Source organism: Sandarakinorhabdus oryzae, assembly GCF_009733735.1.
GTDB lineage: Bacteria > Pseudomonadota > Alphaproteobacteria > Sphingomonadales > Sphingomonadaceae > Sandarakinorhabdus > Sandarakinorhabdus oryzae.
Genome location: NZ_WNJP01000025.1, coordinates 12,505 through 27,816 on the forward strand (window position 1 = coordinate 12,505; position 15,312 = coordinate 27,816).

General features: G+C 66.1%; 18 protein-coding genes. 14 read left to right on the forward strand and 4 right to left on the reverse strand.

The annotated features are described in order from the left end of the window. The first annotated feature begins 10 nt into the window (after positions 1-10). Complete coding sequence (locus GJ693_RS04410; protein ID WP_156255119.1) at positions 11-550, forward strand: DsrE family protein; 540 nt, start codon at positions 11-13, stop codon at positions 548-550. Between the two features lie 5 nt (positions 551-555). Next, on the forward strand, positions 556-1,518 hold the full coding sequence (locus GJ693_RS04415) for a hypothetical protein (RefSeq protein WP_156255120.1): 963 nt from the start codon (positions 556-558) through the stop codon (positions 1,516-1,518). A 3-nt stretch (positions 1,519-1,521) separates the two neighbouring features. Here the strand turns inward: GJ693_RS04415 and GJ693_RS04420 are convergent, their stop codons facing one another. Continuing rightward, positions 1,522-2,043 (reverse strand): (2Fe-2S)-binding protein, encoded by a 522-nt coding sequence (locus GJ693_RS04420; RefSeq protein ID WP_156255121.1) that lies wholly within the window; start codon positions 2,041-2,043, stop codon positions 1,522-1,524. A 29-nt stretch (positions 2,044-2,072) separates the two neighbouring features. Here GJ693_RS04420 and GJ693_RS04425 point away from each other — a divergent pair, with 29 nt between their 5' ends. The 12 genes from GJ693_RS04425 (at position 2,073) to GJ693_RS04480 (ending at position 12,815) form a co-directional block, all read left to right on the forward strand. Further along, on the forward strand, positions 2,073-2,897 hold the full coding sequence (locus GJ693_RS04425) for a crotonase/enoyl-CoA hydratase family protein (protein WP_156255122.1): 825 nt from the start codon (positions 2,073-2,075) through the stop codon (positions 2,895-2,897). A 107-nt stretch (positions 2,898-3,004) separates the two neighbouring features. Then, positions 3,005-4,003 carry a cytochrome c oxidase subunit II gene (gene coxB / locus GJ693_RS04430; RefSeq protein WP_235902630.1) on the forward strand — a complete coding sequence of 333 codons (999 nt, stop codon included), beginning with the start codon at positions 3,005-3,007 and terminating at the stop codon, positions 4,001-4,003. A 23-nt stretch (positions 4,004-4,026) separates the two neighbouring features. Continuing rightward, positions 4,027-5,664: a cytochrome c oxidase subunit I gene (gene ctaD, locus GJ693_RS04435; RefSeq protein ID WP_156255123.1), complete on the forward strand. Its 1,638-nt coding sequence runs from the start codon at positions 4,027-4,029 to the stop codon at positions 5,662-5,664. A 48-nt stretch (positions 5,665-5,712) separates the two neighbouring features. Continuing rightward, positions 5,713-6,654 (forward strand): heme o synthase, encoded by a 942-nt coding sequence (locus tag GJ693_RS04440; protein WP_197041958.1) that lies wholly within the window; start codon positions 5,713-5,715, stop codon positions 6,652-6,654. Continuing rightward, positions 6,651-6,836: a hypothetical protein gene (locus GJ693_RS04445; RefSeq protein ID WP_156255124.1), complete on the forward strand. Its 186-nt coding sequence runs from the start codon at positions 6,651-6,653 to the stop codon at positions 6,834-6,836. Before GJ693_RS04440 ends, GJ693_RS04445 begins: the two co-directional genes overlap by 4 nt. Continuing rightward, positions 6,833-7,480 carry a cytochrome c oxidase assembly protein gene (locus GJ693_RS04450; protein ID WP_156255125.1) on the forward strand — a complete coding sequence of 216 codons (648 nt, stop codon included), beginning with the start codon at positions 6,833-6,835 and terminating at the stop codon, positions 7,478-7,480. Before GJ693_RS04445 ends, GJ693_RS04450 begins: the two co-directional genes overlap by 4 nt. A gap of 3 nt (positions 7,481-7,483) precedes the next feature. Then, positions 7,484-8,317, forward strand: a complete 834-nt coding sequence (locus tag GJ693_RS04455; protein WP_156255126.1) for a cytochrome c oxidase subunit 3 — start codon at positions 7,484-7,486, stop codon at positions 8,315-8,317. 61 nt (positions 8,318-8,378) lie between these two features. Continuing rightward, positions 8,379-8,666, forward strand: coding sequence for a DUF983 domain-containing protein (locus GJ693_RS04460; RefSeq protein WP_328598819.1), 288 nt, complete (start codon positions 8,379-8,381; stop codon positions 8,664-8,666). Further along, a complete protein-coding gene (locus GJ693_RS04465) occupies positions 8,663-9,301 on the forward strand; it encodes an SURF1 family protein (protein ID WP_156255127.1) in 639 nt (212 codons plus the stop codon). Before GJ693_RS04460 ends, GJ693_RS04465 begins: the two co-directional genes overlap by 4 nt. A gap of 12 nt (positions 9,302-9,313) precedes the next feature. Then, positions 9,314-10,702 (forward strand): threonine synthase, encoded by a 1,389-nt coding sequence (gene thrC, locus GJ693_RS04470; protein WP_156255128.1) that lies wholly within the window; start codon positions 9,314-9,316, stop codon positions 10,700-10,702. Continuing rightward, positions 10,699-11,931, forward strand: a complete 1,233-nt coding sequence (locus GJ693_RS04475; protein ID WP_156255129.1) for a M16 family metallopeptidase — start codon at positions 10,699-10,701, stop codon at positions 11,929-11,931. Before thrC ends, GJ693_RS04475 begins: the two co-directional genes overlap by 4 nt. Continuing rightward, positions 11,928-12,815, forward strand: coding sequence for a class I SAM-dependent methyltransferase (locus GJ693_RS04480; protein WP_156255130.1), 888 nt, complete (start codon positions 11,928-11,930; stop codon positions 12,813-12,815). Before GJ693_RS04475 ends, GJ693_RS04480 begins: the two co-directional genes overlap by 4 nt. A 150-nt stretch (positions 12,816-12,965) precedes the next feature. Here the strand turns inward: GJ693_RS04480 and GJ693_RS04485 are convergent, their stop codons facing one another. The 3 genes from GJ693_RS04485 to GJ693_RS04495 all read right to left on the reverse strand — a co-directional run. Beyond that, a complete protein-coding gene (locus GJ693_RS04485; RefSeq protein WP_156255131.1) occupies positions 12,966-13,394 on the reverse strand; it encodes a DUF3429 domain-containing protein in 429 nt (142 codons plus the stop codon). A 55-nt stretch (positions 13,395-13,449) separates the two neighbouring features. Beyond that, the gene (locus tag GJ693_RS04490) at positions 13,450-14,118 is read right to left on the reverse strand and encodes a class I SAM-dependent methyltransferase (protein ID WP_235902633.1); all 669 of its coding nucleotides are present in this window, start codon (positions 14,116-14,118) and stop codon (positions 13,450-13,452) included. Positions 14,119-14,157: 39 nt separating this feature from the next. After that, a partial coding sequence (locus GJ693_RS04495; protein WP_156255133.1) for a peptidoglycan DD-metalloendopeptidase family protein occupies positions 14,158-15,312 on the reverse strand: 1,155 nt, incomplete at its 5' end.

Below are 15,312 nucleotides of genomic sequence, written 5' to 3' on the forward strand. Positions count from 1 at the left end.
AGGCCTCCCCATGCTGCGTGCCGCCATGCTCTCCCTGATGATCCTGGCGGCTCCGGCGCTGGCCCAGGATCGCAGCCGCTTCGGCCCCGGCCCGGTGCTGAAGGATGTCGGCCCGATTGCGGCGGTGGACAGTGACGTGCCGATCCCCAAGGGCACGGTGTTCAAGATCGCCTTCGACGTGTCGGCGAAGAACACGCCAGGCAGCCTCAGCCGCCAGATCGAGACGGCAGCGCGCGCGCTCAACATGCATGTGGCCAACGGCGTGCCGCAAAAGGATGTGCACATCGTGCTGATCTTCCACGGCCCGGCCGTGCTCGATCTGCTGAACGCCAGCGCCTATGCCGCCCGCAACGAGGGCAAGGCCAATGCCAGCGCCGATGCGGTGGGCAAGCTGATCGGCCAGGGCGTGGAGTTCATCGTCTGCGGCCAGAGCGCCGCCAGCCTGGGCGTCAACAAGGCGGACCTGTTGCCCGGCGTGAAGCTGGCACTCTCCGCCATCACTGCCCACGCCCTCTACCAGCAGCGCGGCTACACGCTGAACCCGTTCTGAGCCGCATGGCCTTCGAACCGCCACTCACTTGGCGCGAGGGCCAGCTGGTCTGGTGGTGGTTCGTCATCACCGGCACTGCGGTGGCGGCGATGCTGATGGGCGTGTTGTGGTGGTTGGCGCTCCTCATCGTCAGCATCCCTGTCCTGTTGGCGGCGGTGGCGGCGCCAACGCTGGCGCTCTATCTCTCGGCGGCTCTGCTGGCATGGTTGCCGTTGCGGTCCCATCCCGCCCGCGGGCGCATCGCTGTCTTCGCCGCGCTGCTGGTGGTGGGCCTTGCCGTGCCGACCGCGATGAACCTTTACCTGGGCAGCCAGGTGCGCGCTGCCGCTGCCGCTGATACCGGAGAGCCCGTGGTGCTGGGGCCAGGCGGCGGCACCGTGGCCTGGCTGGAAGACGACAGGGCCTATTGCAGCACCCAATGTCTACGCTTCCTGATCACCGGCCGGGTTCAAGCCGTGCTGCTGGGGCCGGCGCTGACGGGCCCGCCGGCATCCGGGCAGCGAACCGTGCGACTGCGTCTCGTGCCCCGGTCGGGTGATCGGGACTGCCCAATGTCACCTGGCGTCGAAGAACTCGTCGGTGTGTATTATCTGAGTCTGATCGATCCCGACTTGTGCGTTGCGATCGATCAGGCACCGCTGTCTGCCGCCCGCCTGATATTCAATGTGCAGTTCCAGCGCGCCCGCCGTTGGGACGCCAAGCTGCCGTCGCTGGGTCACAATATGCGGCGGGTGGAAGTCTTTGGCTGGCAGGCCGGGCGACCAGTCCTGATGTTCCGGCGGACTAAAGCTGAAACGCGCAAGGTGGGCTTGCCGCTGGCCTTGCTGCCGCCGCAGGTGGCTGATGATGAAAAGCCGGCCGATTGGTGGCGCGCCGGCGGCAGTTTCACTGCCGGTAACGTGCCCAGCGACCCGATGTTGGTCCTGAACGAGCGCCTCTATGTGCCTGAATTCGACGACCGGCGCTGAGACTCAGCCCTTCAAACTCGGCGCCCGCGCCGCCGCTTCGCCGGCATCCACATCCGGCCCGGGCACGCCTGAGTCCACCCGGCCCGTCGCGGCCAGATGGATGGCCTTCCTGATGCGGTTGTAGGTGCCGCAGCGGCACAGGTTGGTGATGGCGTTGTTGATGTCGTCGTCCGACGGGTTGGGCTTGTCCTTCAGCAGCGCCGCTGCCGCCATGATCATGCCGGACTGGCAATAACCACACTGCGGCACCTGAACGGCAATCCACGCCTGCTGCAACGGGTGGTCGCGATTGTCGGACAGGCCTTCGATGGTGGTGACGAACGTGCCTTCCAGATCGGCAATCGTCACCTGGCAGCTGCGCGCCGCCTTGCCATCCACGTGCACCGTGCACGCCCCGCACAGGCCGGCGCCGCAGCCGAACTTGGTGCCGGTCAAGCCCGCCGCGTTGCGCAGCGCCCACAGCAGCGGCGTGTCGGGCGGCATCAGAAATTCGACAGGATTGCCGTTGACGGTGAACTTGGTCATTCCTTGTGCATAGCGCCAAGGAGGCCGCCATGGAACTCAAGACCCTGACCTATGCGGTGGACAGCGACGGCATCGCCCGCATCACCCTCAACCGCCCGGCCGAATTGAACACCATGAACGGCGATTTCTGGCCTGAGATGGTGCAGGTGTTCAAGGCCATCGAGCATGACATGGCGGTGCGCTGTGTCATCATCGCCTCCACCGGCAAGCATTTCACCGCTGGGCTCGATCTCAACTGGGCCGGGCAGAACGCGCTCGCCACGCGCGGCGGCGATCTGGGCCGCCAGCGCGAAGCCTTCCGCCGCCACGTCAAGGAGCTGCAGGAAAGCTTCAACGTCATCGACAATTGCCGGGTGCCGGTGATCGCCGTGTGCCAGGGCGGCTGCATCGGCGGCGGCGTCGATCTGGTCACCGCCTGCGATCTCAGGGTCTGCTCGGCCGACGCCTATTTCACCATCCAGGAAGTCAACATCGCCATTGTCGCCGATGTCGGCACGCTGCAGCGCCTGCCTTACCTGCTGCCGCAGGGGCTGGTGCGCGAACTGGCCTACACCGGCCGCAAGTTCCCGGCCGCCGAGGCGGCGAAATGGGGCTTCGTCAACCAGGTTACCGAAAGCCATGACGATGCGCTGGCCGCAGCCGAGGCCATGGCCCGCGTCATTGCTGCCAAGTCGCCGCTGGCCATCACCGGCATCAAGCAGGTGCTCAACTATGGCCGTGATCACAGCATCAGCGATGGCCTTGAATATGTGGCGGTCTGGAACGCCGGCATGCTGCAGGGCGAGGACATGACGGCGGCGGTGAAGGCCCAGATGGCGCGGCAATCTGCCACCTATGCAAATCTGAAAGCCTGAATTTTGGGGAGGGTGCGCCCTCTTGGCCCTTGCGTGTTGCGGTGCAGCGCGGCATAGGGACTAAGTCATTTGGCGGATGAGTCCGCCCGTTTCAGCCTAGGGGCAATATGCGCCGCAGATCCATGATGATGTATTCCGCCGTGGCGATGGCCGCCTCGGCCCTCTCGGCCGTAATGGCGGCCGCCCAGGAAAAGGTGGCCGCAGCGCCGGTGCCGCCCGTCGCCACCACCGATGTGCCGGCCGCGGTTCCCGCCCTCACCGCGCCGTCGGCCGATTTCGGCATGCCGCGCGGTGGCTGGGATCTGCAGCAGCCGGTGACCGACATTGCCGTTGAAGCCCACAACATGATCAACTGGGTGCTGAACCCGGTGATGGCCGGCGTTGCCATCTTCGTGATGATCCTGCTGGCGGTGACCATCCTGCGCTTCCGCGCCTCGGCCAACCCGGTGCCGTCGAAGACCAGTCACAACACCACGATCGAGGTGATCTGGACCGTGGTGCCGGCGCTGATCCTGGTCGGCATCGCCTTCCCCAGCTTCCGCCTGCTCGCCAACCAATATGATCCGCCCAAGGCCGACATCACCATCAAGGCGATCGGTCACCAGTGGTATTGGGAATATGAATATCCCGATCAGGGCGGCTTCACCTATGATTCGGTGATGCTCACCGATGCCGAAGCGGCCAAGCGCGGCACCCCGCGCCTGCTTGATGTCGACAACCGCCTGGTGGTGCCGGTCGGTGCCACGGTGAAGGTGCTCACCACTGCGGCCGACGTGATCCACAGCTTCGCCATGCCGGCCTTCTACGTGAAGATGGACGCTGTTCCCGGCCGCATCAACGAAACCTGGTTCAAGACCGATCGCCCCGGCGTCTATTTCGGCCAGTGCAGCGAGCTGTGCGGCACCAAGCACGCCTATATGCCGATCGCCATCGAGGTGCTGCCGAAGGCGCAGTTCGAAGCCTGGATCGCCGCCAAGCAGAAGGAAAACGGCATCGCGGCCAAGCCGGCTGCCGCCGCTGCGCCGGCCGATGCTGCTGCCCCCGTTGCCGCTGATGCGGCTGCCCCCGCCGCTGATGCGGCCGCGGCGGCCCCGGCTGCCAAGTAAGTTCGAGAAGAGGACCCCGTATCATGGCTCACGCCGCCACCGCCGGTGCTCATGACCACGATCATGATCACAAGCCCGGCTTCATCCAGCGCTGGCTCTTTTCGACCAACCACAAGGATATCGGCACGCTCTACCTGATCTTCGCGATCATCGCCGGCACCATCGGCGGCGCGATTTCGGGCATCATGCGCCTCGAACTGGCGCAGCCGGGCATCCAGTGGCTCACTTTCATGACCCAGGGCAATGTCGATCAGGCCAACCATCTGTGGAACGTGTTCATCACCGCCCACGGCCTGATCATGGTGTTCTTCACCGTCATGCCCGCGATGATTGGCGGCTTTGGCAACTGGTTCGTGCCGATCATGATCGGCGCGCCCGACATGGCGTTCCCGCGCATGAACAACGTGTCGTTCTGGCTGCTGGTCCCGTCGTTCCTGCTGCTGTGCGGCTCGATGTTCGTCGAAGGCCCGGCGGGCGCCAATGGCGCCGGCACCGGTTGGACCGTCTATCCGCCGCTTTCCACATCCGGCCACCCCGGCCCGGCCGTGGACATGGCGATCCTGTCGCTGCACATCGCCGGCGCCAGCTCGATCCTCGGCGCGATCAACTTCATCACCACCATCCTCAATATGCGCGCGCCGGGCATGACCCTGCACAAGATGCCGCTGTTCGTGTGGTCGGTGCTGGTCACCGCCTTCCTGCTGCTGCTGTCGCTGCCCGTTCTGGCCGGCGCCATCACCATGCTGCTGACCGATCGCAACTTCGGCACCCACTTCTTCACCGCTGATGGCGGTGGTGACCCGGTGCTCTATCAGCACCTGTTCTGGTTCTTCGGTCACCCCGAAGTCTACATCCTGATCTTGCCCGGTTTCGGCATCGTCAGCCAGGTCGTCTCCACCTTCAGCCGCAAGCCGGTGTTCGGCTACCTGGGTATGGCCTATGCCATGGTTGCCATCGGCTTCATCGGCTTCGTCGTGTGGGCGCACCACATGTTCACCGTCGGCCTCGACGTGAACACCAAGATGTACTTCACCGCCGCCACGATGATCATCGCGGTGCCCACCGGCATCAAGATCTTCAGCTGGATCGCGACGATGTGGGGCGGCTCCATCCGCTTCGACACGCCGATGCTGTGGGCGATCGGCTTCATCTTCATGTTCACCGTCGGCGGCGTCACCGGCGTGCTGCTCTCCAACGGCGGCGTGGATACCTATTTCCACGACACCTATTACGTGGTGGCGCACTTCCACTACGTGCTGTCGCTAGGCGCCGTGTTCGCCATTTTCGCCGCCTGGTACTACTGGTTCGGCAAGATGTTCGGGAAGCCCTACAACGAGCTGCTCGGCAAGCTGCACTTCTGGGTCTTCTTCATCGGCGTGAACGTGCTGTTCTTCCCGATGCACTTCCTGGGGTCGGACGGCATGCCGCGCCGCATCCCGGATTATCCGGATGCCTTCGCCTATTGGAACCAGATTGCCAGCTATGGCTATGCCATCATGGCGGTCGGCATGGTCTTCTTCTTCATCAACCTGGTGGTCAGCCTGGCATCGCGCCGCAAGGCCGAAGCCAACCCGTGGGGTGAAGGTGCGACCACGCTGGAATGGACCCTGTCCAGCCCGCCGCCGTTCCACCAGTTCGAAACCCTTCCGGTCATCAAGTAACCGGCGAACCGGGGGCAGGCCTGCCTGCCCCCTTTCAGGCCAGACCTCATGAACAACATCGCCACTGCCCAGCCCGCCACCGGGGTGCCAACACCCCTGCTGGCGGATTGGCGCGATTATTTCGCGCTGCTGAAGCCGCGCGTGATGACACTGGTGATCTTCACCGCGGCCTGCGCCATGGTGGTGGCGCCGGGCCAAATGCATCCATTCCTGGCCTTCACCGGCATCCTGTGCATCGCGGTTGCCGCCGGCGCTGCCGGTGCGCTCAACCAATGGTATGAAGCCGATATCGATGCGCTGATGAAGCGCACGGCCAAGCGCCCGCTGCCGGCCGGCAAGCTCGACAAGTCCGAAGCGCTGGCCTTCGGCGTCATCCTCGGCACCGGTTCGGTCGCCGTCATGGGCCTGGCGCTGAACTGGGTGGCGGCGGCCTGGCTTGCCGTGTCGATTCTCTTCTACGTCGTCGTCTACACCGCCTGGCTGAAGCGCCGGACCCCGCAGAACATCGTCATTGGCGGTGCTGCAGGCGCCTTCCCGGTGATCTGCGGCTGGGCTGCGGTGTCGGGCGACACGCCGCTGATGGCGTGGCTATTGTTCGCCGTCATCTTCCTGTGGACCCCGCCGCACTTCTGGGCGCTGGCGCTGTTCATGGAAGCCGATTACGCCAAGGCCGGCGTGCCGATGCTTCCGGTGACCCACGGCCTCAAGGAAACCCGCCGCCAGATCCTGGCCTATTCGGCGCTGCTGGTGCCGGTCACCATCGCGCCCACCCTGTTGGACCTGGCGGACTGGGCCTATGGCGGCACCGCGATCACGCTCGGCCTGATGTTCCTGTGGATGGCGTTCAAGGTCAGCCGCAGCAAGGCCACCGTGGCGGCCGACATGGTCGCCGAAAAGCAGCTGTTCAAGTTCAGCCTGCTCTACTTGGCCTGCCTGTTCGGCGCGCTCGTCGCCGATCGGCTGCTGCTGCCCAACGTCCTGCTGTCATGAGCGTTGATCCCGCCAGCTGGAGCGCCGCCGAACGCGCCGCCTTCATGGCCCGGCGCGAGCAGCGCAACAAGGCGCTGGCCATCCTGTTGTTTGCGCTGGTCGCACTGTTCTTCGGCATCACCGTGGTGCGGATGACCGGGCCGCAGGCCAAGGCGCCGGCCAGCATGGTGGCGGCGCCATGAGCGCCGACGCCGCCACCGACAGGTCAAACCGCCGCGTTGGTGTGGCTGCTGCTTTGGTGGCGGTGGCGATGATTGGCCTCGCCTATGCGTCGGTGCCGCTCTATCGCCTGTTCTGCCAGGTCACCGGCTATGGCGGCACCACGCAGGTGGCGGCGGCTGCGCCGACCGCCGATCAGCTGGCGGCAGTGGCTGGCCAAAGGATCAAGGTGCGGTTTGATGGCAATGTCGCGCCGGGCCTGCCCTGGCGGTTCCGGCCCAAGGCCAACGAGGTCTCCGTGCCGATCGGGGAGAAGCGCCTCGCCTTCTTCACCGCCACCAACACCAGCGATCAGGCCATCACTGGCCAGGCCGGGTTCAACGTCTCGCCCGACGAGGCGGGGCAGTATTTCGTCAAGATCCAGTGCTTCTGCTTCACGGAGCAGACGCTGCAGCCCGGCGAGACGGTGGACATGCCGGTGACCTGGTATGTCGATCCCGCCATCCTCAAAGACCCGGTGGCCAAAAAGATCGACGAAATCACGCTGAGCTACACCTTCTACCCGGTAGACAAGCGGGCGGCAGCTTCGGTTGCCGCTCTGGACAAGCCAACGCGGGTCAGGCTAAGCGCTGCGACAAATCGTAACAGTTTGAAGGACAGGGGCTGAGCAATGGCTGGAGCCAAGACCCACGATTATCACATCCTCAACCCGTCATCGCGCCCGCTGATGATGTCGATGGCGGTGCTGGCGCTGGCTGCCGGCGCCATCGGCTGGATGCACAAGTTCGGCTGGGGCATGCCCACCTTCTTCGCTGGCCTCGCCGCGGTGAGCACCATGTTCTTCCTGTGGTGGAAGGATGTCGTCCACGAAGCCAACACCGGCGATCACACGCCGGTGGTGCAGCTGCACCACCGCTATGGCATGATCCTGTTCATCGCATCCGAAGTGATGTTTTTCGTCGCTTGGTTCTGGGCCTATTTCAACGCCGCCCTCTACCCGTCGCTGCACGAAGGCATTGAGGGCGTGTGGCCGCCCAAGGGCATCGAACTGCTCGATCCGTTCGTGTTCCCGCTCTTGAACACGCTGATCCTGCTGCTGTCTGGCACCAGCGTCACCTGGGCGCACCACGCGCTGATCCATGGTGACCGCAAGGGCCTGAAGCAGGGCCTGTGGATCACCATCGCGCTCGGCCTGATCTTCACCTGCGTGCAGGCCTATGAATATCACCACGCCGAATATGGCCTGGCCGACAGCATCTATGGCGCCGCCTTTTACATGGCGACCGGCTTTCACGGCTTCCATGTCATCGTTGGCACCATCTTCCTGATCGTGTGCCTGGCGCGCACCTACAAGGGCGATTTCACCCCGCGCCAACACTTCGGTTTCGAAGCCGCCGCCTGGTACTGGCACTTCGTCGACGTGGTGTGGCTGTTCCTGTTCATCGCCATCTATGTGTGGGGATCGAACTTCGGCGCGGCCGTGGCGCACAGCGCGCTTGGCTGAATCACCAACACCTGCCCAGGTGGCATTGAGGGGCTGCTGTCCACGCTGTGGCAGCGGCCCCTTGTTTGTCGGCCTGCTGAAACTGGCGCCACGCTGTTCGGCCTGCGGCCTGGACTATGGCCGCTTCAACGTCGGCGACGGCGCCGCACCGTTCCTGATCTTCATCGTCGCCACCATCGTCATCATCGCCAGCCAGGTGACAGAGGCCAAGCTCGCCCCGCCCTGGTGGGTGCATGTGCTGCTGTGGGTGCCACTCACCATCGGCCTGTCCCTGGGGCTGCTGCGCCTGGCCAAGGGCCTGCTGGTCGCGTTGGAATATCGCAATGATGCCGGCGAAGGCAGCACATGAGCCGCCGTATCCCGATCATCCCCACCATCATCACCGCAGTCGGCATCCTGATCCTGTGCGGGCTGGGCCGCTGGCAGTTGGAACGGCGCGAATGGAAGCATGATCTGATCGCGCGCCTGGCCGCCGCACCCAAGCTGCCGGAGGTGACGCCGGCGGAATTCCGCGCCGCCATGATGGGCGATGTTTCGGTGCAGTATCGCCGCGCCAGCATCGATTGCCACGCCGGGCCGAAGAAGCCCTATGATCTGCGCCCCGGCAGTTCGGCCAGCGGCGATTCCGGCTTCTTCGTCATCGTGTCGTGCCGGCCAAACGACCAGCCACCCGACATCGTCGCGGTGGCGGGCTGGACGCGGCGCGTTGACGCCAAGGATCAGATCATCAATCTTGATCACCAGTTCACTGGCGTGGTGATCGAGAAGCCCTATGGCAACGCGCCGAATCGGCCGCGCCTCATGCTGATCCCCGATAGCGCAATCGCGCCGCTGCAACGGCCGCAGCAGCCCAGCGCCCAGGACCTGCCCGACAATCACCTGGCTTATGCCGGCCAGTGGTTCGGCCTCGCGATTGCGCTGGCGGCCATCTATGGCCTGTGGCTGCGGCGGCGCATGGTTGCACCGACGGCCCAGCCCGAATAACGGGGGCGGGTTATGCGCTATGTCTCCACACGGGGTGCCGCCCCGATCCTCGACTTCCAGGCCGCCACACTGGCCGGCCTCGCCAGCGATGGCGGGCTCTATGTGCCCGAAGCCTGGCCGCGTTTCAGCGAAGCCGAGATCGCGGCGATGGCGGGCCGCTCTTATGTCGAGGTCGCGGTGCGCGTTTGTGCGCCGTTCACGGCCGGTGCGCTGGATGAAGCCGCGCTGCGCGACGTGTTCACCCGGGCCTATGGCCGCTTTGCCCATGCCGCGGTGGTGCCGCTGAAGCAGCTCGATCACCGTCACTTTCTTCTCGAACTCTTTCATGGGCCAACACTGGCCTTCAAGGACGTCGCACTGCAGTCGCTTGGCCTGCTGTTCGAACGCTTCCTGGGCCAGTCGGGCCAGCACATCACCGTAATCGGCGCCACCTCGGGCGACACCGGCTCGGCGGCCATCGATGCGCTGGCGGGACGGTCCGGCGTGGAAGTCTGCATGCTCCACCCGCACGGCCGGGTGAGCGAGGTGCAGCGCCGGCAGATGACCACGGTGCTGGACGCGAACATCCACAACATCGCCATCGACGGCAATTTCGACGACGCCCAGGCCATTGTGAAGGCGATGTTCAACGATGCGGCGTTCGCGGCCCGCTTCCCGCTGGCGGCGGTGAACAGCATCAACTGGGCGCGGCTGCTGTTCCAGGTCGTCTATTATTTCACCTCGGCGCTGTCGCTGGGCGCGCCGCACCGGGCGGTTTCCTATGCGGTGCCCACCGGCAATTTCGGCGATGTGTTTGCTGGCTATGTCGCGGCGCAAATGGGCCTGCCCATCGAACGGCTGGTGGTCGCCACCAATCGCAACGACATCCTGCACCGCGCGCTGACCAGCGGCGATTACAGCGCCGGCACCGTCGCGCCCACCGATGCGCCGTCGATGGATATCCAGGTCTCCTCCAATTTCGAGCGGCTGCTGTTCGACCTGTCGGGCCGCGACGCCGCCGCGCTGGCCGCCGCCATGGCCGAATTCGAGGCGACGAAGAAACTGGCACTGCCGCAGGCCTGGCTGGCCAAGGCCGACCTGTTCACCTCCGCCCGCGTTGACGCCGACGAGATGGCTGACACCATGCGCTGGGCGCTCGCAAACACTGGTGAACTGCTCGATCCGCACACCGCCATCGGTCTTGCGGCCGCCCGCCGTGACAGTGGCACCGCCCCGATGGTCACGCTCGCCACTGCCCACCCGGCCAAGTTCCCGGCGGCGGTTGCGGCCGCCACCGGCGTTCACCCCGATCTGCCGGCGCGCCTTGCTGACCTGATGACGCGTCCGGAACGTTATGACATCGCGCCGGCCAATCTGCAGGCGATCGAAGCCTATGTTGCCCAGCGCGCGAAGGCCAAATGACCGAGCCGCAGATCACGCTCCTCGATAGCGGGCTCAGGGTGGCCAGCTGGGCGCTGCCCGGCCTCGAAACCGCCGCCGTCGCGCTCACGGCGGAAACCGGCTCGCGCTTCGAACGGCCCGAACTCAACGGCCTTGCCCATCTGTTCGAGCATATGGTGTTCAAGGGCACGCAGCGCCGCTCCGCCCGCGCTATCGCCGAGGAGATGGAGGATGTCGGCGGCCAGCTCAACGCCTGGACCAGCCGCGACACCACCATGTTCCACGCCCGCCTGCTGGCGCGCGACCTGCCGCTGGGGGTGGACCTGATCGCCGATCTCGTCACCGGCGCCCGCTTCGATCCCGATGACATCGTGCGCGAGAAGGAAGTCGTGCTGCAGGAACTGGGCGAAGCCCGCGACACGCCCGATGACATCGTGTTCGACCATCTGCAGGAAGCGGCGTTCCCACAGCAGGCGCTGGGCCGCTCCATCCTGGGCGACGAGGCCAGCCTCGCCCGCATCACCCGCGACGATCTGTTGGGCTGGCAGGCTGATCATTATGCGCCGCAGCGCCTGACACTGGTCGCCGCCGGCAAGGTTGATCACGGCGACCTCTGCCGTCTGGCCGAAGCCGCCTTTCCGGCCACGCCTGGCCCCGGCGGCATCCCCGATGGCGAGCCGGTGCGCTTCCAGCCTGGCCGCCATCACGACAGCCGGCGCATCGAACAGGCGCAATTGACCGCCGGCTGGGCCGCCCCCGGCCACCATGATCCTTCCCAGGATGCCGCGCTGTTGTTCACGCTGGCGGCCGGCGGCGGCATGTCCTCGCGCCTGTTCCAGCAGGTGCGCGAGGAACGCGGGCTGGCCTACACCGTGTCGGCTTCGCTGACGCCCTATGCCGATGCCGGGTTGATGAGCGTCCACGCCGCCACCGATCCCAGGCAAGCCGCTGCCGCCCGTGACCTGATCATGGCGGTGCTGCACGAGACCGCCGCCGGCCTGGAACAGGCCGAGCTCAATCGTGCCCGCGCCCAGGCCGTTGCCAGCCTGCTAATGGCGCTGGAAGGCCCACAGGGCGCTGCCGATTATCTCGGCCGCAGCCTGACCGTGCATCGCCGCTTCGTGCCGCCCGCCGAACTGGTTGCGCGGATCGAGGCCGTGACCGTCGATGCCGCCCGTGCCGCCGGAACTGCCATGCTGGCCCAGGCGCCGGCCCGCGCCGAGATCGGCCGCCACAAGGCGGCGGCATGACCGAGCCAACCACTCCTCTGGCCACCCTCGTCACCGAGCCGTGGACCGACTTCGGGCTGGTGGATTCGGGCCACGGCCGCAAGCTGGAACGCTATGGCCGCTTCCGCTTCATCCGCCCGGAACCGCAGGCGATGTGGGCGCCGGCCAGTGCCGACTGGAAGGCCGATGGCGAATTCATCGGCGGCAGCGATGAGGACGGCGGTGGCCGTTGGCAGCTCAAACCCAATGTGCCCGACCGTTGGGAAATGAAGCGCCCATCACCGGGTGGCGAGGTCAGCTTCTGGGCCAACAACACGCCGTTCCGCCATTTGGGCTTTTTCCCTGACATGGGCGGCCAGTTTGATTGGCTGGCCAGCCGGATCAAGCCCAGCGACCGGGTGATGAACATGTTTGGCTACACTGGCGTTGGTAGCCTGATCGCGGCGCGCGCCGGCGCGCAGGTCACCCATGTCGATGCCAGCAAGAAGAGCGTGGCGGCGGCCCGCGAGAATGCCGCGCTGTCCGGCCTGGCCGATGCCCCCGTCCGCTGGATCATCGATGATGCGCTGAAATTCCTGCGCCGCGAGGTGCGGCGCGGGGCGAAATATCACGGCCTGATCTTCGATCCGCCCAAATATGGTCGAGGCCCGGATGGCGAGGTGTGGCAACTGGAGCGCGACCTGCCCGAACTGGTCGATCTCGCCCGGCAATTGCTTGCCGATGATGCGCGCTTCTGCGTGCTCACCGTCTATGCCATCCGCATGTCCGCCCTGGCGCTGCATCCGCTGCTGGACCAGGCGCTGGGGACGCGCGGTGGCCAGATCGAGGTGGGCGATATGGCGATCCGCGAGGAAACCCGTGGGCTCCTGTTGCCCACCGCCATCTTCGCGCGCTGGAGCGCCTGACTGTCCTACACAGCCCGGCCCTGTTAGGCTGCGGGCTGGTGGGAACCAGCCGCTTCATCCGGTTCGCGCCAAAGCCCGATCTTTGAAATCAGCAATCAAATCAACGGTATCGTTGGCCTGAGGTGTAGATCTTGTCAAATACCGGACAACTCAGCCCTGCAGCGCGGCCTGCCAGCCCAACGCGGTGACGGCGCCGGCCGTGAGCGTGAGGCGCAGGCGGCCATACCAGCCGGGCAGGCCATTAGCGCGCCAGTCCCACGCCAGGTGCAGCAGCAGCGCGCCGGCCAGCGCCAGCAACTGCGCCACGCGATATTTGGCCGGGGCGAGCAGCACCAGCCAGCCGATGATGCTGGGCAGCATGGCAAGGCCAATCAAGCCGGGAGCCGGCTGACTGGTCTGCACCGCCGCACCCCAGCGCGCGCCGCCCAGGAAGGACAGGATGATCGCTGCCCACCACAGCAGCGCCTCGTTGAACTGCCAGCGGAAATCCGGCGCCAGTAAAGTGGCGACGGGCGCGGCAAAGAAGGGGATCAGGCCGGCAAGGCCATAGAAGAGCACGATGGCAGGGGTTTTCGTCATGGCTGCCGGCCTGTCATGCCCGCCGTCGCGCGCAAATGCGGCAAGACGCCCAACCTCAGGCGCGACAGGCCTTCACGCTGGCCGGATCGGGTCGCACGCCGGGCCGGAACACCGCGACATAGCCCTGCGCGATGTCGGCCATGGTGACCAGCTCATAGCCCACCGCCTTCACTTCGCAGACCAATAGCGCCTTGGGCATGCCATGCTCCTGACTCGGCCGGTCGAGATCGACCACAGCGATGCGGCCGCCGGATTTCAGGCTGCGGCGCAACCGGTCGAGCAGCAGATAGGGCTGCTCGATCTCGTGATACATGTGGATCATCAGGGCGACATCCACGGACGCATCGGGAAGGCGGGCATTGGCCTGGCTGCCCTGGACATAGCGCACGTTGCGATATCCGGCCTTCCGCACCCGCATCCGCACGGCGTGGAGCGCGTTGGCCGAAATATCCTGCGCATAGACCCGGCCCTGCAGCCCCACCACTGGTGCCACACGCAGCACATAATAGCCGCCGCCGGTGCCGATATCGGCGACGGACTGGCCCGGCTTGATGCCGGCAATGCGGATCACGTCGGCCGCTTCGCCCACGCGATCGCGGGCGGCTTCGTCACCAAAGGCGGAGGAGACGATCTTGGCGACCGGGCGCTGCGGCCGCGGCAACGGGGTGGCGCCGGCCAGCAGCGGCAGGCAGGCGAGCAGGGGCAGCAGGCGCACAGCAGTCATCACCGCGATTCCTTGGCAAAGCAGCATGGCCAAAAAATGTCAGTCGGCAGTGGTGGCGCGCGGCGCCGCGCCAGTGCTTTGCAGCGCCCGCCAGCGGTTCATCTGGCGCTGGAATTCGTTGAGGCTGCGGCCCGACAGCTCGGCACCGCCGATGAAGCGCAGGCTGACCGGGTTGACCGCCTGGCCACGCAGCCAGATCTCGTAATGCAGGTGCGGGCCGGTGGAGAGACCGGTGGAGCCGACTGCGCCGATGCGCTGGCCCTGGGCGATGCGCTGGCCGGGCTTCACGTCGATGCGGCTCATGTGGGCATAGGCGGTGGCGAGATCCTTGTTGTGACGGATCATCACATATTTGCCGTGGCCACCGTGCCAGCCGGCAAAGCTGACCGTGCCGCCGCCGGCCGCCATGATCGGATCACCCGAACTGGCGTTGAAATCGACGCCCTTGTGCATGCGGGAATAGCCCAGCACCGGGTGCAGGCGCATGCCGAAGCCGCTCGACATGCGCGCGCCATCAACCGGCGTGCGCATCAGGCCCCTCTTCACGCCTTCGCCGCTGGCCAGATAATATTCGCCTTCAAAACGGCCGATCTCCACCGGGTCCTTGCCGCGGCGCGACAGGGCGCCAAACAACAGCTTGCCGTGGCGCACCTCGCCGGTTTCGGCGCGATCCTGTTCAATGATGATGTCGAACCGGTCGGACTTGCCGAGCCCGCGCTGGAAATCGACGACGTGTCGCATCTGCTTGATGAACTCGGCGGCCTGGGTGCCTGGGATGCCGGCACTGCGCAAGGCGCGGCTGAGGTTGCCGCCCACGGCGGCCGACACGCGCAGCGGCGTTGAATCGACCGCGATCGGGATGCGCTTCAGCACCAGGCCGCTGTCGCTGCGGTTGATCTCCACCTTCAGATCGAAGGCGGCGCGCAGGGCGAGATGTTCGAGCGGGCGCGGCACCGCCTTGGTCTCGCGGCGGCCCAGCACCAGCTCGGCGCGCTCGCCGCCGCCGGGATTGAGCCCGGCCAAGAGGCGGGTGATGTCGGCCATGTCGCTGGCGCCAACCCCCGCATTGCGCAGGGCGGCGGTCAACCCGCGCCGGCCGATGGTAACGCTGCGCTCGACCCGTGGCCGCTCGGGCGCTTCGGCCAGCGGGCGAACCTGGCGGGAATCGACCCGCGGCGTCGCGCCAGTGGCCGC